Here is a 21,080-nt window from a genome sequence, read left to right on the forward strand (position 1 = left end):
GTATTCCTTTTTATTAATGCAATTTTTTATCGATTTTTTTGCAGTTAAAATAATCAAATAGATGAAATTCAGTTAATTGTATTTTTGTAGCTTAATACTCGGATTTCGCCTCTTATTTTTTTATCTTAGCAAAAATGTTGCTTATGAGATTTTCTTTTTACACCTTATTATTTTGCCACTTTATTTTTGCTCAGACGCAGTATCCTAAAGATTATTTTCGTGCTCCGCTTGATATTCCGATGCAGCTTTCTGGAAATTTTGGGGAGTTGAGGCCAAACCATTTTCATGCTGGTTTTGATTTAAAAACAAATCAAAGAGAAGGCTTGAATGTGTATGCTGTCGCTGATGGATATATTTCAAGAATTAAGATTTCGACTTTTGGAAATGGAAAATGTATTTATATAACGCATCCAAATGGCTATACTTCGGTTTATGGACATTTGCAGACTGCAGTAGGTCCTGTTCAGGATTATATTCAAAAAACGCATTACAAAGAAAAAGCATATGAGATTGAAATGTTTCCAAAACCAGATGAATTGCCAGTAACAAAAGGTCAATTAATTGCGCTTTCTGGAAATACGGGATCTTCTGAAGGTCCACACCTGCATTTTGAAATTCGTGATACGAAGTCAGAATTTGTTATTAATCCGATATTTTTTGGATTTGATAAAAATATTAAAGACACAAAAAAGCCTTCGGTTTCAAATGTTTTTGTTTATCCAATGGAGAATACGGTTGTGAATCAATCCAAACAGCCTATAATGTTAAATCTGTCGCTTCAAAAAGACGGAACTTATCTTGCCGGTAAAGTAAAAGCGAACGGGAAAATTGGTTTTGGGATTTCAGCTGTCGATTTTGATGATGTTTCAGGAAACAAAAATGGTGTCTTCAATGTTTCTACTTTTTTAAACGGAAATCAAAATTACAATTACCAATTTAATACCTATTCTTTTGATGAAATGCGATACATCAATGCTTTTATTGATTATCCAAAATATAAAAAATCTGGACAAAGAGTGCAGAAGCTTTTTATGAAAACACCGTATGCCTTGAGTATCATCAAAACGGATTCGCTTCGTGGAATTGTATCGGTGGATCCTAATTTAGCATCTTCTTATAGAATCGAAGTTTCAGATTATTATGGAAATTTAAGTTCTATTACAGTTCCAATTGAATACGACATTGCGACTCCTATTGTGAAAGAAGAGCCAATCGTTTCACAGTACTTTATCAAGGCAAATAGAGATGCTATTTTTGAAAAGGATAATATGTCAGTATTTTTTCCAGCGGGAACTTTTTATGATGATTTCAATATGAATTTCGATGTAAAAGATCATAAAGTTTATATTCACGAAGATGTTATTCCGGTGCATTCTAATTTTACGATTACAATTAAAGATGATACATACGATGAAGCTTTAAGAGATAAACTTTTTATTGGAAGAAGCGGCAGTTATAATGCAACTTCAAGAAAAGGGGATGTTTTTACGGCAAAATCTAAAACTTTAGGGCAATTTGGATTAGTTTTGGATACAATCGCACCTAAAATTTCGATTGCTAAACCTATTCAGGACAAATGGATTAGCGATGTAAAGAAAATACAGTTTACAATAAGTGATTCTATTTCGGGAATCAAATCTTACAATGGCTATTTAAATGGGAATTGGATTTTGTTTGAATATGATAATAAAACCAGAAAAATTACGCATACTTTTGATGATGCATTAGTGGGTGAAGGTGCAAATGATTTAAAAATTGAAGTGGCAGACAATGTTGGAAATGTCGCTGTATTTGAAACTCACTTTTTTAGAAGTCAACAAAAATAAAATCAAAACGTTTGAATAATTATAAATTAATAGTTGTTTTCTTTTTTTTATGCATTAGCCAAATGGCAATTGCTCAAAACGCTCGTGTTAAAGGTGTTATTTTAGACACAGAAAACCGTCCGGTTGCAGATGTAAATGTTACGTGTTTAGGAAACGTAGTGCAGTCAGATTCACATGGTGTTTTTGATATCGAAATACCTTCAAATAAAAAAATCTCTCTGATTTTTACTCATATTTCTTTAAAGATGCTGAGTTTGACGGTAAGTTTAAAACCAAATGAGGTTTTTCTGTTTAATCCGGTAATGAATAATTCGGAGGAGCAAATGGGCGAAGTTTTTGTTTCTTCTAAAAATAAAAAACGCGTTCAGGGTATTGTTACTGTAGAACCCGAAACGATAAAAAAAATCCCAGGCGCAAATGCCGGAATAGAAAATATTCTAAAAACATTGCCTGGTGTAAATTCAAATAATGAATTGAGCACGCAATATGCAGTTCGTGGTGGGAATTATGATGAAAATTTAGTGTATGTAAACGAAGTTGAAGTCTATCGTCCATTTTTAATTCGTTCTGGACAACAGGAAGGTTTGAGTTTTACAAATACAGATTTGGTTCAGAATGTAGATTTTTCGGCGGGAGGATTTCAGGCTAAATTTGGCGATAAATTGTCTTCGGTTTTAGATATTACCTACCGAAAACCAACTCAGTTTGGCGCTGCTTTCGAAGCAAGTTTCTTGGGTGGAAGTGCAGCGGTTGATCTTGTTTCTAAAAATAAAAAATGGTCGGCGGTAACTGGAATTCGTTATCGAAACAATAGTCTTCTTGTGAACAGTCAAGACACAGAAACAAATTATACTCCGGTTTTTGCCGATATTCAGACGAATATAAATTATGATATTTCTGAAAAATGGCAAATGAGCTTTTTAGGAAATATTTCTCAGAATAAATATTCGTATCAGCCCTTAACGCGTCAGACCAATTTTGGCACAATAGATCAGCCAATGGCATTGAGCGTTTATTATGAAGGTCAGGAAAAGGATAAATATGAAACCTATTTTGGCGCTTTAAAAACAACTTATAAAGCTTCGCCAAGTCTTACTTTTAAATTAATTGGTTCTTTGTTTCATACTACGGAGCAGGAACATTTTGATATTTTAGCACAATATCGTTTAGGAAATGTTGACGAAGACGGCAATCCAGAAAATATTGATTTTACACGCGGTATCGGTTCGCAGCTTAATCATGCGCGAAATGACTTAGACGCTTTGATAGCCAATGCTGAAATTAAAGGATTTAAAGAATGGCTGAATGACAGTGAGCTGGAATTTGGTTTGAAATATACCAGAGAGTCTATTCGTGATCGCGTAGTCGAGTGGGAGGTAATTGATTCATCAGGTTTTTCAGTTAATCCGCCTTTGGTTATTTTGCCTAAAAACAATGAGCCTTATCAGTCTTATACTGGGCCTTTGTTGCCTTATCAAGATATTCGAGCCACAAATTACAATACAATAAACAGGCTTTCGGGTTATACACAATTTAATAAAAAAACGGAAATTGGTTCAAGTCAGGTTTGGTATCATATTGGTGCGCGTTTTCAAAGCTGGAATGTTTCAGGAGCTTCTGTAGAAGGTAAAAATCAAATAGTCGTTAGTCCGCGTGCGCAGTTTGCTATTAAGCCCGATTGGGATATGGATATGGTTTTCAGGATTTCTGGCGGATTGTATCATCAACCGCCATTTTATCGAGAACTTCGGGATTTAGATGGAGTGGTAAATCCAAATGTCAAAGCACAGGAATCGGTACATATTGTTTTAGGCAACGATTATAATTTTAAAATGTGGGATCGTCCTTTTAAATGGGTTACCGAAGTGTATTATAAATCACTTTCAGATGTAAATGTCTATTCGATTGATAATGTCCGAATTCGATATATTGCTAATAATAATGCAAAAGCTTACGCACAAGGTTTTGATTTTAGGCTGAATGGAGAGTTTGTTCCGGGAACCGAATCGTGGGTCAGTTTTGGATATTTGAAAACAGAAGAAAATTACGAAAATAAAGGATATATTGCCAGACCAACAGATCAGCGTTTGAAATTTGCCATGCTGTTTCAGGATTATATGCCAAATATTCCGAGCGTAAAATTGTATCTAAATTTAGTTTATAATACCGGTTTGCCTGGAGGAGCGCCTGCATACTCTGATCCGTATTTGTACCAAAATAGATTAAATGATTACAGAAGAGCTGATGTAGGTTTTGCTAAAATTTTTGTTGACAGCAGCACAAAAGTTGCTAAAGCCAAATGGCTGAAAGATTTTAAAGAACTTTCAGTTGGGCTTGAAATTTTTAATCTTTTCAATAATCAAAACGCAATTACAAATACTTGGGTGCGCGATGTGTATTCTAAAAATCAATATGCAATTCCAAATTATATGACTTCGAGAGTTTTTAATATAAAACTGAACGCGAGGTTATAAGTTTAGTAAAATTCAATAAAACCAAAATTTACAATCAAAAATAGTATATTTGATATTCTAATATAATTGCCATAAATGAAAAACTATCTAAAATATATCGCCTTAGTAATTATCGGAACTACAGTGAGTTGTAAGGATGAAGTGCAGAAGCCGAAAGTAATTTATGATGCTTCAAACAAAGCAAGTGTAGTTACCAAAACAGATTCTACCCAAATCGAGGTGGCAGATTTGCCAATTCAGATGGATGGAACAAATTATTTAATTCATCCTGTTGGCGATTTGAGAGTTTATGAAAGAGGTTCAAAGGCACGTTATGGTTCTTCGAGTGTAAATGATGTAAGTTTTACAATTTCTAATTTAGGAGAATATGAAATTACGGGTTATTTGCAGAATTTAAAATTCCAAAAAGTTGATTCAGATTCGATCCGACCTTTATCAGACAAACCGGTTTTGATTTTAACGGCGACCTATTTAAAAACAGTTGCAGATAAAACACAGAATAAAGTAATGGTTTATACTTTAACAGATTCTGATACCAATAAAGATGGAAAAATTGATACTGGAGATATTAAAACGTTGTATTTGAGTAATATCAGCGGAGAGAATTTCACTAAAGTTTCCCCAGATCTTCAGGAGTTGGTAGACTGGAGTTTAATAGAATCAAAAAACCGTATTTACTTCAGAACAATTGAAGACACCAACCAAAATGGCCAATTCGATAAAAATGATGTTCTGCATTACAATTATATTGATTTGGCTTCTAAAAAATGGGAAGTTAAAACTTACAAGCCGATATAGTTAAATGTATTCTGAAGAAGAAGCAGAAGGCTATGAAAAAGGATTTAATATAGCAAAACTAATCTTTATGCCTATATTTATTCTTGCTGTTATTGGAGTATATTTTATGAGTAATTCAATGGGATATTTGGAAAGAGAGTATAAAGAAGCTAATGAATATAGTTTTTCTGGAGTTATTTATGAAAAAAAGATAGAAGGAGGAGAGGGATATCGTTTTCCCCATTATTTATTTTTGAATTCAGGAATTAGGTGGCAAGTGAGTAGTGAGTTATATGATAAAATGCAGATTGGTGATTCTGTAATGAAAAAGTCTAAATCTGATTCCGTTTATTATTATAAAAAAGGAGTTCCAATAATCATTGAAGATGAAAATTTGGATCTTAGAAATAGGTATTTAGAAAAACTCAAAGAAAAATAGATTATACTAAGATTTTTTAATCCCTTTTATAGTGGAAAAAAACTTAGAATCTTAGCACCTCAGAACCTTAGCATCTTTATATCAATATATCGCTCTCCAAATCAGATTTTTCGATTTCAAAACCAAAATCCAAGCGCTCTACCAATTCAATTACCAGTTTTTTATACCAGTTTTCAGACTTCGGATGGATGTAGATTTTCTCAATTAATTGATTGATGTCGACATTAATTTTTAGTCCGTCATTTAATTTAATTGTGCTTTTAGAAGTATCTGTAATTATTCTTACTTCGCGTTCGTACTGAAAACTTTTTCTTTTAAATAAAAACGGAAAGAACAAATCGTCAAACGGAATGTATTCTTTTTTGTAGTCGATATAATTTACTTCACCAATATATTGATCAAAATTATTTTCGGGATTCAAAGCTTTTTGCAATCTCCCAATTGTCGATTGAATGGCTAAACCTTCACTGTTTTGCGTAAAAATCTGCCACATAGCAAACGATTCGTATTCGTTAATGTGCCAACTGCTTATCGCGACTTGTTCGCGATGTGTTTTATAATAATTTAAAAAGTCAGGATTATTGACGGCCAATTTTCTAATTTCTTCGTACGTAGGTTCGCTGAAAGTGCCTTCATATTGATCTTCAAATTTATCTGAACGCGACATGAATAATTTCTTCGAAAGCAGTAAATCAAGAAATTTAGATAAGTCAAGATATTTCCAAACTATAGTATTTGGTTCTTCAGGCAGTTTTATATTCGGATTTTTTAGGTACATTTTTTAGGGATTAATCAAAAAGCTACCTAAAGTTAAAAAAATAAACACAGATTAAAGAAATTAAATTTAGTTTTAATATTTCCTTAATCTGTGTCAATCAATTTTGTTTCTTCGTCCTAAATCTTACGATTCAAAAGACTGCATGGTAACCAGTTTGTTATAAGTTCCGTTGAGAGCGATCAATTCGTCATGAGTTCCCTGTTCAACAATTTTTCCTTTTTGCATTACAACAATTACATCAGCTTTTTGAATTGTCGAAAGGCGGTGCGCAATAATAATCGAAGTTCTGTTCTGCATCATATTTTCAAGAGCAACCTGAACAAATTTTTCGCTTTCAGTATCTAAAGCTGATGTTGCTTCGTCCAAAATCATAATTGGAGGGTTTTTTAATACCGCTCTTGCAATAGACAAACGTTGTTTTTGTCCGCCCGAAAGTTTATTTCCGCTGTCACCAATATTAGTATAAATTCCTGACTGCAAATCTTTGACAAATTCATAGGCATTAGCAATTTTTAAAGCTTCGATAATTTCGTCATCAGTCGCGTCAAGTTTTCCTAAAGCGATATTCGCTTTGATAGTATCATTAAATAAAATACTGTCTTGCGTAACTAATCCCATTAAACTGCGAAGTGACTGCAAGTTCATGTCTTTGATGTTGATATCGTCAATTGAAATCGTTCCGTCATTTACGTCGTAAAAACGAGTTAATAGGTTTGCGATTGTACTTTTTCCGCTTCCAGACTGGCCAACAAGCGCAACAGTCTGACCTTTTTTAATTTGAAGAGAAAAGTCTTTTAAAACTGTTTCGTTTTCATATTTAAAGTTAATATGCTGAATATTGATATTGTTGTCAAAAGAAGTTTTCTCGATTGCATTTTCTTTAGAAGTAATAGTGTTTTCTTGCTCTAAAATTTCAAGAACGCGCTCTGCTGCTGCATTTCCTCTTTTTACTCCGTACGAAGCTTTAGAAATAGCTTTTGCAGGTGTAAGGATATTATAAGCCAAGCCCATGTAAGCAATAAATGTTGCTCCTTCTAGTGTTTTATCAATTAAAACCATTTGGCCTCCATACCAAAGTAAAATGGCAATTACAGTAATTCCCATAAACTCACTTGCAGGTGAAGCTAAGTTCTGGCGATTACCGATGCTGTTTGATAAATTAAAGAAACGTTGAGTAGAATTCTGAAAAACGGTATTGAAATAGTTTTCAGAGTTGTATCCTTTTACAACTTTCAAACCGCCAATAGTTTCTTCAATAGTAGATAAAAAAGCGCCTTGTTCTTGCTGTGCTTTTGAGGATTGTTTTTTAAGCTGTTTTCCAATTAATGAAATGATATATCCAGAAATCGGAATAAAAATAAAAACAAATATGGTCAGTTTTGCACTAAGAATCAGCATCATAATTATGGTGAAAATTATTGTAAGAGGTTCTTTTACAATAAGTTCTAATATGGCTAAAAATGAGTTTTGTACCTCGTTCACATCAGCAGAAATTCTTGAGATAACATCTCCTTTTCTTTTTTCAGAATAAAAAGCTAAAGGCAATTCTAGTGTTTTTTTGTACAATGCATTTCGCATATCTCTTAAAACGCCATTTCTTAAAAAGTTAATAAAAAACATTGCCAGATAATCGGCTAAGTTTTTTAATAAAAAGATCGAAATAATTATTGCGACCATTAGAAACAAAATATAACCAGGATCATGGTCTCCTTTTGTTGTAGTGATATAATAGCTTAAATAATCTTCTCCATATTTTTGGAGTTTTAAAATGCCATGATATACGGGTTCTGTTTTAATCTCTTTTGTTTTGTCAAATAAAACCTGAAGCATCGGAATTAAGGCAACAAATGAAAGTGTACTAAAAAGGGCATACAAAATATTGAAAAAGATATTTAAGAATGCGTATTTTTTATACGGATATATAAAAGGGATTATTTTTTTGAAATTACTCATTTAGGTGTTTTTTACCATTAAAACCCGATAGCTTTATAAGAGTTATCGGGTTTTTAAAAAATGTTGTTGTATTTTAATTATTTCAATTGCATATCTGCAATAATATTCTGTATTTTTCCGTCTAAGAATTTTTCTGCTTCTTCGAACTCTGAAACCGATTCGATTGCAGCATTTACACTGATATAGAATTTGATTTTTGGCTCCGTTCCGCTTGGTCGTGCACAAATTTTAGAACCATCTTCAGTATAATAAATCAATACATTAGATTTTGGAATATCCATTGTAGATTCTTCGCCGCTTAATAAATTTAAAGCAATTGAAGAATCGTAATCTTCTACCATAATCACTCTTTGTCCGTTGATTTCCTTCAAAGGATTCTGACGCAAATTGATCATCATTTGGTTGATTTCTTCTAAACCTTCCATTCCTTTTTTAGTTAAAGAAACCAAGTATTCTTTATAGAAACCATTTTCAACATAAAGCTGTAAAAGTTCTTTGTAAACAGAACTTCCTGCCGCTTTTGCCTGAGCAGCAACTTCGCAGATTAATAAAGTTGCAGCAACTGCATCTTTATCTCTAACAGCATCGCCAACCATAAAACCAAAGCTTTCTTCACCGCCTCCAATAAATTGAAGTTCTGGGAAATCTTTGATCATTTTTGCAATCCATTTAAACCCTGTTAAGCCAACTTTGCATTCAACACCGTAGCTTGTTGCCAATTCCATAATCATTGGAGTTGAAACGATTGTTGAACCTACGAATTGTTTTCCGTTGATTTTACCCGCTTTTTTCCATTGTTTCAATAAGAAAGAAGTCATTAAAACCATCGTCTGGTTTCCATTAAGCAAGATTAATTTGCCATCATTATCTCTAACAGCAACGCCTAAACGGTCACAATCAGGATCTGTTCCAACAACAATGTCAGAGTTTGTTTTTTCTGCTAAAGCAACAGCCATCGCCAAAGCTTCAGGTTCTTCTGGATTTGGAGATTTTACAGTTGGGAAATCTCCATCCGGAATTGCCTGCTCTGGAACAATGTGAACATTTTTGTAACCCGCCTGCGCTAAAGTATCAGGAACCGATTTTATAGAAGTTCCGTGCAGCGAAGTAAATACAATTTGTAAGTTGTCTTTCGCTTCAGCCGGAGTATTAAAACTTGCGTTCTCAATAGATGATTTCACAAAAGCTTTATCAATATCAGTGTCGATATATTTGATCAGACTTTCGTTTGCTTCAAATTTAATTTTATCGTAGCTTAAATTTTCAATTATATTAATAATTGCAATATCCTGTGGCGGTACAATTTGACCTCCATCTTGCCAATATACTTTGTAGCCGTTATATTCTGGCGGATTGTGTGAAGCAGTTAAAACAATACCGCACTGGCATCCTAAATATTTAAGCGCAAAAGATAATTCAGGAGTTGGTCGTAAGTCCGAAAACAAATAAACCTGAATTCCATTTGCAGAAAAAACATCAGCAACAACTTTTGCCAGCGTATTGCTATTATGACGGCAATCGTAAGCGATAACTACTTTTAAAGGCTCATTTGGGAAAACTTCATGTAAATAATCAGATAAACCCTGAGTGTTTTTTCCAAGTGTATATTTGTTGATTCTGTTGTTTCCAACGCCCATTACACCACGCATTCCTCCAGTTCCAAATTCCAGATTTTTATAAAAACTTTCCTCAAGTTCTTTTGGTGAAGTTGTCATTAATTCCTTAACGGCCGCTTGTGTTTCTTTGTCAAATGTTGGAGTTAACCACTCGTTTACAGCATTCAAAATATTAGGTGCTATATTCATCATTCGTTTATTTTGTGTTTAATTTAAAGTAATAATAATTTTCAGGAGCTGATCCTGCTGTCCACTATATTCCCGATTAATAAAAACTACGGCTAAAAAGCCTTGTTTTTTTAAATCGGGAGATGCCACTCCCATCAGGGCTAGGGCTCTATGTTAAAAATTAACCTCTCGGGCTACTTTATATCTAGCTTCGTTGCTTTTTGTTCTCAAAATAATCTCGCCTAAAAATCCAGCCAAGAAAAGTTGAGTTCCTAAAATCATTGTGGTTAAAGCAATAAAAAACCAAGGATTGCTTGTTACCAAGCTATATTTCATTCCGTTATACATGTGGTATAATTTTGAAACACCAATATATCCGGCAGATAAAAATCCAATGATAAACATAATTGATCCCATTGCGCCAAATAAGTGCATTGGTCTTTTCCCGAATCTTGATAAAAACCAAATCGTAATCAAATCTAGAAATCCGTTAATAAAACGTTCCATTCCAAATTTGGTTTCACCGTATTTTCTAGCTTGGTGAATAACTACTTTTTCGCCAATCTTGCCGAAACCGGCATTTTTTGCCAAAACTGGAATGTATCGGTGCATTTCACCAGATACTTCAATGTTTTTTACAACGGTATTTTTATACGCCTTTAATCCGCAGTTAAAGTCATTTAATTCAACGCCTGAAGTTTTTCTGGCCGCCCAGTTAAATAATTTAGAAGGCAGATTTTTTGCTACAACTGAGTCGTAACGTTTCTTTTTCCAGCCAGAAACCAAATCAAATTTCTGAGCCGTGATCATTTCATATAAACCTGGAATTTCATCAGGGCTGTCCTGCAAATCGGCATCCATAGTAATAATAACATCACCTTGTGCTTTTGCAAAACCTGCATGAAGCGCCTGAGATTTTCCGAAATTTTTCATAAAACGAATCCCTTTTACATTCGGGTTTTCGTTTGAAAAACTTTCAATAATATTCCAAGAATCATCTGTACTTCCATCATCTACAAAAATGATTTCATAAGAGTAATTGTTAGATTGCATCACTTTAATAATCCAAGAGTAGAGTTCTTTTAGTGATTCCTCCTCGTTTAGAAGCGGTATAAGTATAGATAAATTCATTTATATTTTATTGTAGACTTGATTAAGGTTTGTCATTTTTTACGATTGCTCCTATTATTAAGGAATATATTAGGCCAATTAATGCATACATGACAAGAGTTACAGGAAATACAATAAACGGATTCATAAATTTCTTAACCATGCCAAGTCCCATTTCTAACTCCTTTGCAGTCATCTGCGGGTTTTTAGCAATCATTTCACTTTTTGTAATATCTAGCATTTCATTAACAAAATCAGGAAATATCAAATTAAAGATCACATTGAAGGCTGCATAAATTAAAGCGGCTAATACTGTTATGGAAACTCCTGTTTTTAGGCATTCAGAAAGAGAAATGAAGCCATTGTTAATATTTTTTTTGTATTGATTGCAACCTAAGAATATAAACAAAACAGGTAAAACCAAATAATTTGCCAGATTGACAATTATTCCAAAACTTGAATTAACCAATGATTTCATGCCAATTACATACATAATAACAAATTCTAAAACCATAATAACACCGAACAAAACACCATAAGGTGTTCCTGACTTGGCAGGAGATATTTTTACATCCATAAAGTTATATTTAATTAATCCACAAATATAGCAATTCCCAATATAATCGGAGATAAAAAAAGCTTTTTGAATTTAACTAAAAAAAAAGTGGGCTAAGTATTTGTTTATTAAAAAAGAATTGTAAATTTGCACACTCAAAAATAATTAAATTTTTAAACAAAAAAGAGTAGTGCTGTTTATACCTTTTTCTAACCATGAAAAAGCTTCAAAATAAAATTGCTCTAAAACAATAAATAAAAGAAAAGATGAAAAAAGGAATTCACCCAGAAAATTACAGATTAGTTGCATTTAAAGACATGTCAAATGATGACGTTTTTATCACTAAATCTACTGCAGATACAAAAGAAACAATTGAAGTTGACGGAGTTGAGTATCCAGTTGTAAAAATGGAGATTTCTAGAACATCTCACCCTTTTTATACTGGTAAATCTAAACTTATCGATACTGCAGGACGTATTGATAAATTCAAAACTAAATATGCTAAACACGCTAAAAAATAATAGCTGTTTTAAATTATACAAAAGCCTTCCAATCTGGAAGGCTTTTTTTATGACCACAAATTCACGATTTTATTATTATTTCAGCATTACTAAATAATGATTGTAAAGTAATAATTCGTGAATTCGTGGCTATTTACACATAAATGAGATAAATGTAAGAGATAAATATTTGTAACTTTGGCTCGGTAACCAAATCAAATTTTAACACATTAAATTAATTGTATGAACTACATTCTTTTTGACGGTCCCGTCCGGAATGCTTTATTACCCTTTACTTTTACAAGGCCTGTTGCTGATATTCTAATCGGAATCACGACGATTCGTCAAAAATGGGAAATGCGCCTTGGGTCAACCATCACAACAATTACTGAGGAATATTTATCTGAAAAATTCCCAATGGTTGAGATGGAAGAAAATGTTATGATCAATGCTGCTTATTTGCCAAATGATAAGCTTGCTGAACTGGTTTCTGATTTAACAACAAATCAAGCCATTTTTAAAGGTGATGATGTAATCGCTTTTTTTACATCTGAAAATCAAGAAGAGGTTGATTTTGATACCTATGAAATTATTCAGTACAATGACGATTGCTTAACAGTTGAACATACTTGGGATATTTTCTCAAAAAATGATGCCGCAATCCGTGCTGATTTTGCTTTTTTGACAGAAGACAGAAAATCACAGCCAATTCCTAAAAGCGTAAATGTAATTGCGCCGGAAAATATTTTTATTGAAGAAGGTGCGAAATTGGAATTTGTAACTTTAAATGCTTCAACTGGTCCTATATATATAGGCAAGAATTCAGAAATTATGGAAGGAACCGTAATTCGCGGACCTTTTGCTTTGTGTGAAAATGCTCAGGTAAAACTGAATGCCAAAGTTTATGGTGCGACAACAGTTGGTCCAGGATCAAGAATAGGAGGAGAGGTAAAGAATTCAGTTTTATTTCAAAATTCAAATAAAGGCCATGACGGATTTTTAGGAGATTCTGTTTTAGGTGAATGGTGTAATATCGGTGCAGACAGTAATAATTCGAACCTGAAAAACAATTACGAAGAAGTAAAACTGTGGAGTTATGAAACAGAAGGTTTTGCTAAAACCGGACTTCAATTTTGCGGTTTAATGATGGGAGATCACAGTAAATGTGGTATCAATACCATGTTTAATACCGGAACTGTAGTTGGAGTAAGTGCGAATATTTTTGGATCTGGTTTTCCTAGAAATTTTGTTCCGAGTTTTTCTTGGGGCGGTGCTGCAGGTTTTACAACTTATGTAACCAAAAAAGCTTTTGAAACTGCAAAATTGGTATTAGGACGCAGAAATATTGAGTTCGACGAAACCGAAGCTGCGATTTTAGAACACATTTTTGAAGAAACTAAAAAGTGGAGAAAAGATTAATGAGATAATTAGTCAATTTGAAAATTAGATAATTTTTGCAAACCCGACAGGTTTTTAAAAGCTGTCGGGTTTTGTTTTTGTACATGTTTTTAAACTGGACTGAAGTCCAGTTTAACAATAGAATGATTTTTTTACAGATATGGAAAATTATTCCATTATCTAATTATCACATTTCCAAAATTATCTAATTTTCAAATTGGCACATTATCTAATTAAATCTATCTTTGCAGCACGAAAAAAATAGGTAGTCAAGTAAACGATTAACCGATTAAACAAATTCACAGAAGATAAATGATTACAGTTAACGATATTTCGGTTCAGTTTGGTGGAACTACATTATTTAGCGATGTTTCTTTTGCTATAAATGAAAATGATAAAATTGCCCTTATGGGTAAAAATGGTGCGGGAAAATCGACACTTTTAAAAATAATTGCAGGCCAAAGCAAACCTTCAACTGGAAGTATTTCTACTCCAAAAGATGCTGTTGTAGCTTATTTGCCTCAGCATTTATTGACCAAAGATGGTTCGACTGTAATGGAAGAAGCTTCAAAAGCTTTTGGTGAAATCTTTAAAATGAAAGCTGAAATCGATGAAATCAACGAGCAATTGACTGTTCGTACCGATTACGAAAGTGATGCTTACATGAAATTGATCGAGAGAGTTTCAGACTTAAGTGAAAAGTTTTATGCTATTGAAGAAGTAAATTACGAAGCAGAAGTTGAGAAAATCTTAGTTGGTTTGGGTTTTGAACGTGAAGATTTTGGCCGTCAGACATCTGAATTTTCTGGAGGATGGAGAATGCGTATTGAATTGGCTAAAATTCTATTGCAAAAACCAGATTTGATTTTACTGGATGAGCCAACCAATCACATGGATATTGAAAGTATTCAGTGGCTGGAAGAGTTTTTGCTGACTTCGGCAAAAGCAGTCGTTGTAATTTCACACGATAGAGCGTTTGTAGATAATATTACAAATCGTACGATTGAAGTAACAATGGGAAGAATTTACGATTACAAAGCGAAATATTCTCATTACTTAGAATTAAGAAAAGATCGTCGTATTCATCAGCAAAAAGCTTATGATGAACAGCAAAAAATGATTGCTGACAATAGAGCATTTATTGATCGTTTTAAAGGAACTTTCTCTAAAACAGATGCGGTTCAGTCTCGTGTAAAAATGCTTGAAAAGCTGGTTATAGTTCAAGTTGATGAAGTTGATACATCGGCGTTAAGATTAAAATTCCCGCCGGCTGCACGTTCAGGACAGTATCCTGTTGTAGTAAAAGATTTATCTAAGTCTTATGGAGATCATGTGGTTTTCAAAGATGCTAATATTGTAATTGAAAGAGGGCAAAAAGTAGCTTTTGTTGGAAAAAATGGAGAAGGAAAATCGACGATGATCAAAGCGATCATGAAAGAAATTGGCATTGATGAAGGAAGTGTAGATATTGGACATAATTCTCAAATTGGATATTTTGCTCAAAATCAGGCTTCATTATTAGATGAAAATGCTACCATTTTTGAAACTATCGATAATATTGCTGTTGGAGATATTAGAACGCAAATTAAAAATATTCTTGGGGCATTTATGTTTCAAGGCGATGATATTACTAAAAAGGTAAAAGTGCTTTCTGGTGGAGAAAAAACGCGTTTGGCAATGATTAAGTTGTTGTTGGAGCCAGTTAACTTGTTGATTCTGGATGAGCCTTCAAATCACCTGGATATGAAAACGAAAGATATTATTAAAGATGCTTTACGTGATTTTGACGGAACGCTGATTTTAGTTTCTCACGATCGTGATTTTCTTGACGGATTGGCAACGAAGGTTTTTGAATTCGGAAATAAAAGAGTTAAAGAACATTTTGAAGATGTGGCAGGTTTCTTGGCACATAAAAAAATGGATTCTATGAGAGAAATCGAAAAATAGAAATATTCTAAAATAGTAAAAAGGCGCAAGTTGATTCTTGCGCCTTTTTTTTTGTTTTGTTAAAATTGGTAATCATATTTTAATGCAATTATTTTTACAAGTTGTTGATTTTTTATTATATTTATAATTGCTTTTGCTTTGATTTCTAAGTGTTTGACTTTTTTAATGATAAAAAAAAGAGTTCTTGATTTTTTATAAAAGTGTAATTTATATGCCTATGAAAAAGACTTTACTTCTTCAGATTATTCTTATTTTATTTTTAACGCCATTGTTTTTGAATGCGCAAACTGCACAAAACTCGTCTGCAACTGATTCTGAAAGCGATATTAAATATCCGACATTTCAGTTTAAAGGACTTTTACAAGCCAGATATTTAGAAAGTTTTGAAGATAATGTAGATGTTTTAGGAGCTCATCATTCAACAGGAAATGTTACTCAAAGCTCTTTTGATATTAAAAGAATGCGCGTTGGGCTTACTACTAAACTGAGTGAAACGACAGAAGTAGTAATTTTAGTAAACCTAGCCGATTTTAAATCAGATACTAAAGGAAAAGTGCTTGAAAATGCCTATGGAAAATATACTTTTAATAAATATATAGCACTTATTGGCGGGCAGTTCAGGCCGGCATTTGGTATTGAGGAACTGGTTCCGGTTGATATTATTAAGTCTTTTGATTTTTCAAATCAATATTATGAGTTTGGAAAAAATGGCTGGACAAGTTTTCAAATTGGAGCTTCGGCAACAGGCGCTTTTGATGTTGGAAAAATACCTGTGAATTATTCTTTTTCGGTTTTGAATGGAACTGGAAAAAATCAAGAAATGGATAAAGATAATGGCAAACAGTTTTCTACAAGATGGGTGCTGCAGTTGTCAAAAAAATATGATATCAATTTGGGTTTAAACGGAGGTTATGGAAAAGTATTCAAAGAAGATGTTTTTGCACTTGGAGCTGATATCACAAGTGAATTTAAAATTAGTGATAAATTGAGTCTTGATTTGCAGGTTGAATACAAACAGGGAACAAATCATAACTTGTATTTTTCTCTGCCAGTTGCTTCAAGAACTCCAAATGTGGCTGATTATCAAATGCGCGGTATTTACTTTTTGCCAAATTTTAGATATGTTGCTAATTACAATAAATTAACCGCATTAGAATTTTCGTGCCGTTATGAAAGATTTGATCCGAGTTACAAAATTGACTCTAATCTTAGACAAACTTATACGCCAATGGTGAGTCTTGAATTTGGAAAAGCATATTTGGGCCGTATTGAAGCCGGATTTCAAATTGATAGATTTGATAAAAATGTTCCAGATACAACCACTTACAATAACAACTTGTTTTTAATACAGCTGCAGCTTAGAATTTAATTAACTTAAATCTTGTTTTTATGAAAGAAGTACAAATTCCTCAAACCATTATTACACTTGCTGTGGGAACTGCAATTTGGTTAATTCCTGCTCCAAATGGTGTTGTTGTTGAAGCTTGGCATTTATTTGCCATTTTTGTAGCTACCATTTTAGGGATTATTCTAAAAGCTGCTCCAATGGGAACCATGTGTATGATTGCTATTGCATTAACAGCTTTTTCGCAGGTTTTGGCGCCTGGCGATGCTGGAAAATCGATAACACTTGCCCTGAAAGGTTTTGGTGATAAAGTAATCTGGCTTATCGGAATTTCATTTTTTATTGCCAGAGGATTTATAAAAACAGGTTTAGGAAACCGAATTGCTTTTTTGTTTATTCGAATATTCGGCAAAAGTTCGCTTGGACTTGCTTATGGCCTGGGTTTAGCTGATTTGGTTTTGGCTCCTGCGGTTCCAAGCAATACAGCTCGTGGCGGCGGCATTATTTATCCGATTATGAAGTCGATGTCAATGAGTTTTGGTTCGATGCCGGATCAGCCTGAAACGCACCGAAAATTAGGAGCCTATCTTACCTTAAATAGTTATAATGCGAATTTGATAGCTTCTTCAATGTTTTTGACGGGTACGGCGAGTAATCCAATGTGTCAAAAATTTGCGCTCAATCTCGGAATCAAAATCACTTGGATTTCTTGGGCCACCGCGGCAATTGTTCCGGGTTTGGTTTCGTTTTTTGTAATTCCGTTTGTGTTATATAAAATTTATCCGCCAGAACTTAAGAAAACAGGAGATGCGCCTCAAATTGCGGCTCAAAAACTTAAAGAAATGGGTTCAATTACACGCAACGAGTGGATGATGCTTTTGACTTTCTTTATTTTATTGTTTTTATGGATGACAGGTGATCTGTTTTCAATAGATGCTACCACAACAGCTTTTATTGGTTTAGTAATTTTGCTTTTAACTTCAGTTTTAACTTGGGATGATGTAAAAGCCGAAAAAGGCGCTTGGGACACAATTGTTTGGTTCTCAGTTTTAGTGATGATGGCAAGTTCGCTTAATGAACTTGGTTTTATTGCGTGGTTCAGTGATTTAGTTAAAGCCGAAATTGGCGGGCTAAGCTGGCAGATGGCTTTTCCTATTATTGTATTGGTGTACTTTTTCAGTCATTATCTTTTTGCAAGCGCAACCGCGCACGTAGCGGCAATGTATGCAGCTTTATTGGGGGTTGGAGTTTCGCTTGGAATCCCAGGCTTGCTTCTTGCTTTTATGCTTGGTTTTGTGGGATCGATCTACGGAACTTTAACGCATTACGGACATGGACCAGCACCAGTCTTTTTTGGAAGCGGTTATGTCGACCTAAAAAGCTGGTGGGTCAAAGGCCTTATAACTGGATTAGTTATGCTCTTTATCTATATGGTAATAGGAGGTTTATGGCTCCGATTAATTGGTGATTTTTAAATCCTGATTCCAGGAGGAAGCAATTCTTTGTATTTAGGATTTTTTTTGAAAAAAGTAACAATCTTTGGGTGAATAGGAACAACTCTGAATTTTTTCTCAGTATTCAATTCCATGATGTTTTTCAACATGTTGTCAAGTACGGCTTGATTGTCATAGCCTTCAGGTGTGTTAATTTTGGTTAGGAAGATTTTCTTTTCTTGAAATGAATATTCAACAGAAAGCATTCCTTCAGGAGCTAAAGTTTCAAATTGTCTCGCAAAAGTGTTGTCTTTAATTGCCAATGTAGTTTCAATAGATTCCATAATTTGTCATTTTTTTAGCAGGTTTAAAATATAAAATAGATTTAGGGCGTTATTCTGTTTAAATCCTTATGTAAGAATGTTAAACATGAATGATTTGGAATGCAAAGTTAATCATTTGATTTTCAATATGAAATTATTTTTTTAGAACGCCTTTTTTTTAAATAATTTGTAATTTTATTTGTTTTAATATGGATTATGGTGTGAGATTTGCTGTGCATATTGTTAAAAAAAGTAAATTTATCTTGAAATTGAGATTTGTAATTAAAATACCTTTTTTGACAAATGAGTAAAATTCCTGTTTATTTTATGCCTGGATTGGCGGCTAGTCCAGCTATTTTTGAAAGAATTAAATTAGACGAATCTGTTTTTGAAACCCATTTACTTGAATGGGAGATTCCTAAACCTAAAGAATCTTTATCTGATTACGCTGTTCGAATTGCTGAGAATATCAAGCATGAAAATCCAGTTTTAATTGGAGTTTCCTTCGGAGGAATTTTAGTTCAGGAAATTTCGAAGCATATAAAAGCGCACAAAGTAATTATTATCTCGAGTGTGAGAAGTAATGTTGAATTTCCTAGAAGAATGAAAATCGGCAAGAAAACAAAAGCATATAAGTTAATTCCGATGAAGCTGATTCTGAATATTGAAAATCTAGCTAAATATTCTTTTGGAGAAAAAGTCAATAAACGAATAAAATTATACGAGAAGTTTTTAGCGGTCCGCGATCTTAATTATCTGCAGTGGGCTGTAGAATCGGTCATTTTATGGGACAGAAATATAGTTGATGATAATGTGATTCATATTCACGGTGATCAGGATGATGTTTTTCCTATAAAATATATTGACAAATGTATTGTGGTAAAAGGCGGAACTCATATTATGATTCTAAATAAGTACAAATGGCTTAATGAGAATTTGCCTTCTATTATTTTGGAGGATTAAAATAATATGAGAAACTTGACTATAGCTCTGATTCTAATCTTAACAGGATGTAATATGCCTCCTAAAAAGGATTTTGATTTTACTTTTTTTAAATGGAATATTCATGAATCCTATTATTTAAAATTTAATTCTTCAGACACTCTTTATTATATAAATAGTTATGGTTTTAAAGAAGAGACATTTTTTACAATCCTAAATAAAGAAGAGAAAGAGAATATTCAAAATATATTGGATACCATAACTTTTCCAAAGAATGATTCCTATGAGAGTTTGGTTGATGATGGAGAAACTAACGCTTTTATTTTAAAGAATAAAAATCAAGAGAAGAAGCTTAAAATTCATGGGCATAATGGACCTAATCGATTTTGGCTTTTCGGAAAATCATTGGAAAAGATTAAAATTGATCATGAATTTACTAAAACGAATAAAAAAATTGACTTAAGTAAAATCAATAAAATGGTTTTAATGCCAATACCACCAACGTTTGTTGTTGATACTTTAAAATAAAAAAATCCCAAACTCTTTTTAGAATTTGGGATTTTTTTTATTGTAATTTAAAAATCGTTAGATTTTCTTCATTTGTTCTTTCATCATCGTGATTTGTTCTTTCAGCATACCTTGTTTGTCTAATTTCTTAGCTTCATTCAATAAATTAGTTGCTTCAAGTTTTCTGCGGCGTGACATTGCAACTCCAGCAAGGTTCAATTTTGCAACGGCTAAATCCATATCCATTGATAATCCAAGTTCGATTGCTTTCTTAAAATGTTTCTCAGCTTGGTTGATATTAGTTTGAGATAACATAATTCCGTGTAGGTAATTAAAGTATCCTTGTTGTTTTCTTACTAATGCGGCTTCTGGGTTTTTAATATATGATAACCACTTTTTAGCTCCTTCAAAGTCTTGTTTTCTTAATTTAAGGAAAGCTAATAAGATAAATTCGTTTTTAAAATAAAGGAAAATAGGAATAGCAGTAAGTAAAAGCAAAAATATACCGTTCCCGATATTACTTTCTGTAAATTGCCAAACGCCAGCAACTACAAGAAGTCCGGCCAAAATAAGTTTAATATTTTTATGAAACATAATTAATGTAAATTTGTGATTGCAAATATAGTAAAATGAATTAAAAATATTTTTATTAAAGTGCTTGCCAGAAAAAAAAGTCTTTGTATATTTGCACTCGGTTTTTGAGCAACGATATTCAAAAACAGAAAAACAGATATTAGATACCATTTTAAAGATACAAAGCAATGAGCAAAAGAACATTTCAACCATCGAAAAGAAAAAGAAGAAATAAGCACGGATTTATGGACAGAATGGCTTCTGCGAATGGAAGAAAAGTTCTAGCGCGTAGAAGAGCAAAAGGAAGACATAAATTGACTGTTTCTAGCGAGCCTAGACACAAAAAATAATGTTTGTATAAACATACATAAGGCGATTACTTTTTTAGTATCGCCTTTTTTTATACCTTGTCGGT

General features: G+C 33.0%; 19 protein-coding genes. 12 read left to right on the top strand and 7 right to left on the bottom strand.

Annotated features, from left to right (window positions below; translation table 11 throughout):
* Nucleotides 1-143: 143 nt before the first annotated feature.
* From GKZ88_RS16910 to GKZ88_RS16925, 4 genes are all read left to right on the top strand, one after another.
* Nucleotides 144-1,826 (top strand): M23 family metallopeptidase, encoded by a 1,683-nt coding sequence (locus tag GKZ88_RS16910; RefSeq protein ID WP_155103523.1) that lies wholly within the window; start codon nucleotides 144-146, stop codon nucleotides 1,824-1,826.
* Nucleotides 1,827-1,888: 62 nt separating this feature from the next.
* Entirely contained in the window at nucleotides 1,889-4,300 is a 2,412-nt protein-coding gene (locus tag GKZ88_RS16915; protein WP_155103524.1) for a TonB-dependent receptor plug domain-containing protein, read from the top strand.
* 75 nt (nucleotides 4,301-4,375) lie between these two features.
* On the top strand, nucleotides 4,376-5,098 hold the full coding sequence (locus GKZ88_RS16920) for a hypothetical protein (RefSeq protein ID WP_155103525.1): 723 nt from the start codon (nucleotides 4,376-4,378) through the stop codon (nucleotides 5,096-5,098).
* Nucleotides 5,099-5,102: 4 nt separating this feature from the next.
* Nucleotides 5,103-5,516: a hypothetical protein gene (locus tag GKZ88_RS16925; protein ID WP_155103526.1), complete on the top strand. Its 414-nt coding sequence runs from the start codon at nucleotides 5,103-5,105 to the stop codon at nucleotides 5,514-5,516.
* Between the two features lie 76 nt (nucleotides 5,517-5,592).
* Here GKZ88_RS16925 and GKZ88_RS16930 read toward each other — a convergent pair whose 3' ends face one another.
* The 5 genes from GKZ88_RS16930 to GKZ88_RS16950 form a co-directional block, all read right to left on the bottom strand.
* Entirely contained in the window at nucleotides 5,593-6,294 is a 702-nt protein-coding gene (locus GKZ88_RS16930) for a DUF2971 domain-containing protein (protein ID WP_155103527.1), read from the bottom strand.
* 123 nt (nucleotides 6,295-6,417) lie between these two features.
* Complete coding sequence (locus GKZ88_RS16935) at nucleotides 6,418-8,247, bottom strand: ABC transporter ATP-binding protein (RefSeq protein ID WP_155103528.1); 1,830 nt, start codon at nucleotides 8,245-8,247, stop codon at nucleotides 6,418-6,420.
* A gap of 77 nt (nucleotides 8,248-8,324) precedes the next feature.
* The gene (locus GKZ88_RS16940) at nucleotides 8,325-10,052 is read right to left on the bottom strand and encodes a phospho-sugar mutase (protein WP_155103627.1); all 1,728 of its coding nucleotides are present in this window, start codon (nucleotides 10,050-10,052) and stop codon (nucleotides 8,325-8,327) included.
* Between the two features lie 153 nt (nucleotides 10,053-10,205).
* On the bottom strand, nucleotides 10,206-11,162 hold the full coding sequence (locus GKZ88_RS16945; protein ID WP_155103529.1) for a glycosyltransferase family 2 protein: 957 nt from the start codon (nucleotides 11,160-11,162) through the stop codon (nucleotides 10,206-10,208).
* A 22-nt stretch (nucleotides 11,163-11,184) separates the two neighbouring features.
* On the bottom strand, nucleotides 11,185-11,718 hold the full coding sequence (locus GKZ88_RS16950; RefSeq protein ID WP_155103530.1) for a DUF4199 domain-containing protein: 534 nt from the start codon (nucleotides 11,716-11,718) through the stop codon (nucleotides 11,185-11,187).
* 245 nt (nucleotides 11,719-11,963) lie between these two features.
* Between GKZ88_RS16950 and GKZ88_RS16955 the strand changes: the two genes are divergently transcribed.
* From GKZ88_RS16955 to GKZ88_RS16975, 5 genes are all read left to right on the top strand, one after another.
* Nucleotides 11,964-12,218 carry a type B 50S ribosomal protein L31 gene (locus GKZ88_RS16955; RefSeq protein ID WP_011921626.1) on the top strand — a complete coding sequence of 85 codons (255 nt, stop codon included), beginning with the start codon at nucleotides 11,964-11,966 and terminating at the stop codon, nucleotides 12,216-12,218.
* Between the two features lie 222 nt (nucleotides 12,219-12,440).
* Nucleotides 12,441-13,616: a GlmU family protein gene (locus GKZ88_RS16960; protein WP_155103531.1), complete on the top strand. Its 1,176-nt coding sequence runs from the start codon at nucleotides 12,441-12,443 to the stop codon at nucleotides 13,614-13,616.
* A gap of 291 nt (nucleotides 13,617-13,907) precedes the next feature.
* A complete protein-coding gene (locus tag GKZ88_RS16965; protein WP_155103532.1) occupies nucleotides 13,908-15,542 on the top strand; it encodes an ABC-F family ATP-binding cassette domain-containing protein in 1,635 nt (544 codons plus the stop codon).
* Between the two features lie 217 nt (nucleotides 15,543-15,759).
* A complete protein-coding gene (locus GKZ88_RS16970) occupies nucleotides 15,760-16,911 on the top strand; it encodes a porin (RefSeq protein ID WP_155103533.1) in 1,152 nt (383 codons plus the stop codon).
* A 20-nt stretch (nucleotides 16,912-16,931) separates the two neighbouring features.
* Nucleotides 16,932-18,362 carry an anion permease gene (locus tag GKZ88_RS16975; protein WP_155103534.1) on the top strand — a complete coding sequence of 477 codons (1,431 nt, stop codon included), beginning with the start codon at nucleotides 16,932-16,934 and terminating at the stop codon, nucleotides 18,360-18,362.
* On the opposite strand, the gene GKZ88_RS16980 is transcribed toward GKZ88_RS16975, so the two are convergent.
* Nucleotides 18,359-18,664: an N-acetyltransferase gene (locus GKZ88_RS16980; protein ID WP_133525279.1), complete on the bottom strand. Its 306-nt coding sequence runs from the start codon at nucleotides 18,662-18,664 to the stop codon at nucleotides 18,359-18,361. The genes GKZ88_RS16975 and GKZ88_RS16980 overlap by 4 nt on opposite strands.
* Nucleotides 18,665-18,946: 282 nt before the next feature.
* On the opposite strand from GKZ88_RS16980, the gene GKZ88_RS16985 reads away from it, so the two are divergent.
* Both GKZ88_RS16985 and GKZ88_RS16990 read left to right on the top strand, forming a co-directional pair.
* Nucleotides 18,947-19,606: an alpha/beta hydrolase gene (locus GKZ88_RS16985; protein ID WP_155103535.1), complete on the top strand. Its 660-nt coding sequence runs from the start codon at nucleotides 18,947-18,949 to the stop codon at nucleotides 19,604-19,606.
* A 6-nt stretch (nucleotides 19,607-19,612) separates the two neighbouring features.
* Entirely contained in the window at nucleotides 19,613-20,113 is a 501-nt protein-coding gene (locus GKZ88_RS16990) for a hypothetical protein (protein WP_155103536.1), read from the top strand.
* Between the two features lie 57 nt (nucleotides 20,114-20,170).
* Here GKZ88_RS16990 and GKZ88_RS16995 read toward each other — a convergent pair whose 3' ends face one another.
* The gene (locus GKZ88_RS16995; RefSeq protein ID WP_155103537.1) at nucleotides 20,171-20,686 is read right to left on the bottom strand and encodes a DUF2892 domain-containing protein; all 516 of its coding nucleotides are present in this window, start codon (nucleotides 20,684-20,686) and stop codon (nucleotides 20,171-20,173) included.
* Nucleotides 20,687-20,853: 167 nt separating this feature from the next.
* Between GKZ88_RS16995 and rpmH the strand changes: the two genes are divergently transcribed.
* The gene (gene rpmH / locus GKZ88_RS17000) at nucleotides 20,854-21,015 is read left to right on the top strand and encodes a 50S ribosomal protein L34 (RefSeq protein ID WP_008464848.1); all 162 of its coding nucleotides are present in this window, start codon (nucleotides 20,854-20,856) and stop codon (nucleotides 21,013-21,015) included.
* The last annotated feature ends 65 nt before the right edge of the window (nucleotides 21,016-21,080 follow it).

Source organism: Flavobacterium sp. LC2016-01, assembly GCF_009711135.1.
GTDB lineage: Bacteria > Bacteroidota > Bacteroidia > Flavobacteriales > Flavobacteriaceae > Flavobacterium.

Coding starts and splice junctions, on each gene's coding strand:
- GKZ88_RS16910 (WP_155103523.1), top strand. CDS start 144: ATGAGATTTTCTTTTTACACCTTATTATTTTGCCACTTTATTTTTGCT.
- GKZ88_RS16915 (WP_155103524.1), top strand. CDS start 1,889: ATGGCAATTGCTCAAAACGCTCGTGTTAAAGGTGTTATTTTAGACACA.
- GKZ88_RS16920 (WP_155103525.1), top strand. CDS start 4,376: ATGAAAAACTATCTAAAATATATCGCCTTAGTAATTATCGGAACTACA.
- GKZ88_RS16925 (WP_155103526.1), top strand. CDS start 5,103: ATGTATTCTGAAGAAGAAGCAGAAGGCTATGAAAAAGGATTTAATATA.
- GKZ88_RS16930 (WP_155103527.1), bottom strand. CDS start 6,294: ATGTACCTAAAAAATCCGAATATAAAACTGCCTGAAGAACCAAATACT.
- GKZ88_RS16935 (WP_155103528.1), bottom strand. CDS start 8,247: ATGAGTAATTTCAAAAAAATAATCCCTTTTATATATCCGTATAAAAAA.
- GKZ88_RS16940 (WP_155103627.1), bottom strand. CDS start 10,052: ATGAATATAGCACCTAATATTTTGAATGCTGTAAACGAGTGGTTAACT.
- GKZ88_RS16945 (WP_155103529.1), bottom strand. CDS start 11,162: ATGAATTTATCTATACTTATACCGCTTCTAAACGAGGAGGAATCACTA.
- GKZ88_RS16950 (WP_155103530.1), bottom strand. CDS start 11,718: ATGGATGTAAAAATATCTCCTGCCAAGTCAGGAACACCTTATGGTGTT.
- GKZ88_RS16955 (WP_011921626.1), top strand. CDS start 11,964: ATGAAAAAAGGAATTCACCCAGAAAATTACAGATTAGTTGCATTTAAA.
- GKZ88_RS16960 (WP_155103531.1), top strand. CDS start 12,441: ATGAACTACATTCTTTTTGACGGTCCCGTCCGGAATGCTTTATTACCC.
- GKZ88_RS16965 (WP_155103532.1), top strand. CDS start 13,908: ATGATTACAGTTAACGATATTTCGGTTCAGTTTGGTGGAACTACATTA.
- GKZ88_RS16970 (WP_155103533.1), top strand. CDS start 15,760: ATGAAAAAGACTTTACTTCTTCAGATTATTCTTATTTTATTTTTAACG.
- GKZ88_RS16975 (WP_155103534.1), top strand. CDS start 16,932: ATGAAAGAAGTACAAATTCCTCAAACCATTATTACACTTGCTGTGGGA.
- GKZ88_RS16980 (WP_133525279.1), bottom strand. CDS start 18,664: ATGGAATCTATTGAAACTACATTGGCAATTAAAGACAACACTTTTGCG.
- GKZ88_RS16985 (WP_155103535.1), top strand. CDS start 18,947: ATGAGTAAAATTCCTGTTTATTTTATGCCTGGATTGGCGGCTAGTCCA.
- GKZ88_RS16990 (WP_155103536.1), top strand. CDS start 19,613: ATGAGAAACTTGACTATAGCTCTGATTCTAATCTTAACAGGATGTAAT.
- GKZ88_RS16995 (WP_155103537.1), bottom strand. CDS start 20,686: ATGTTTCATAAAAATATTAAACTTATTTTGGCCGGACTTCTTGTAGTT.
- rpmH (WP_008464848.1), top strand. CDS start 20,854: ATGAGCAAAAGAACATTTCAACCATCGAAAAGAAAAAGAAGAAATAAG.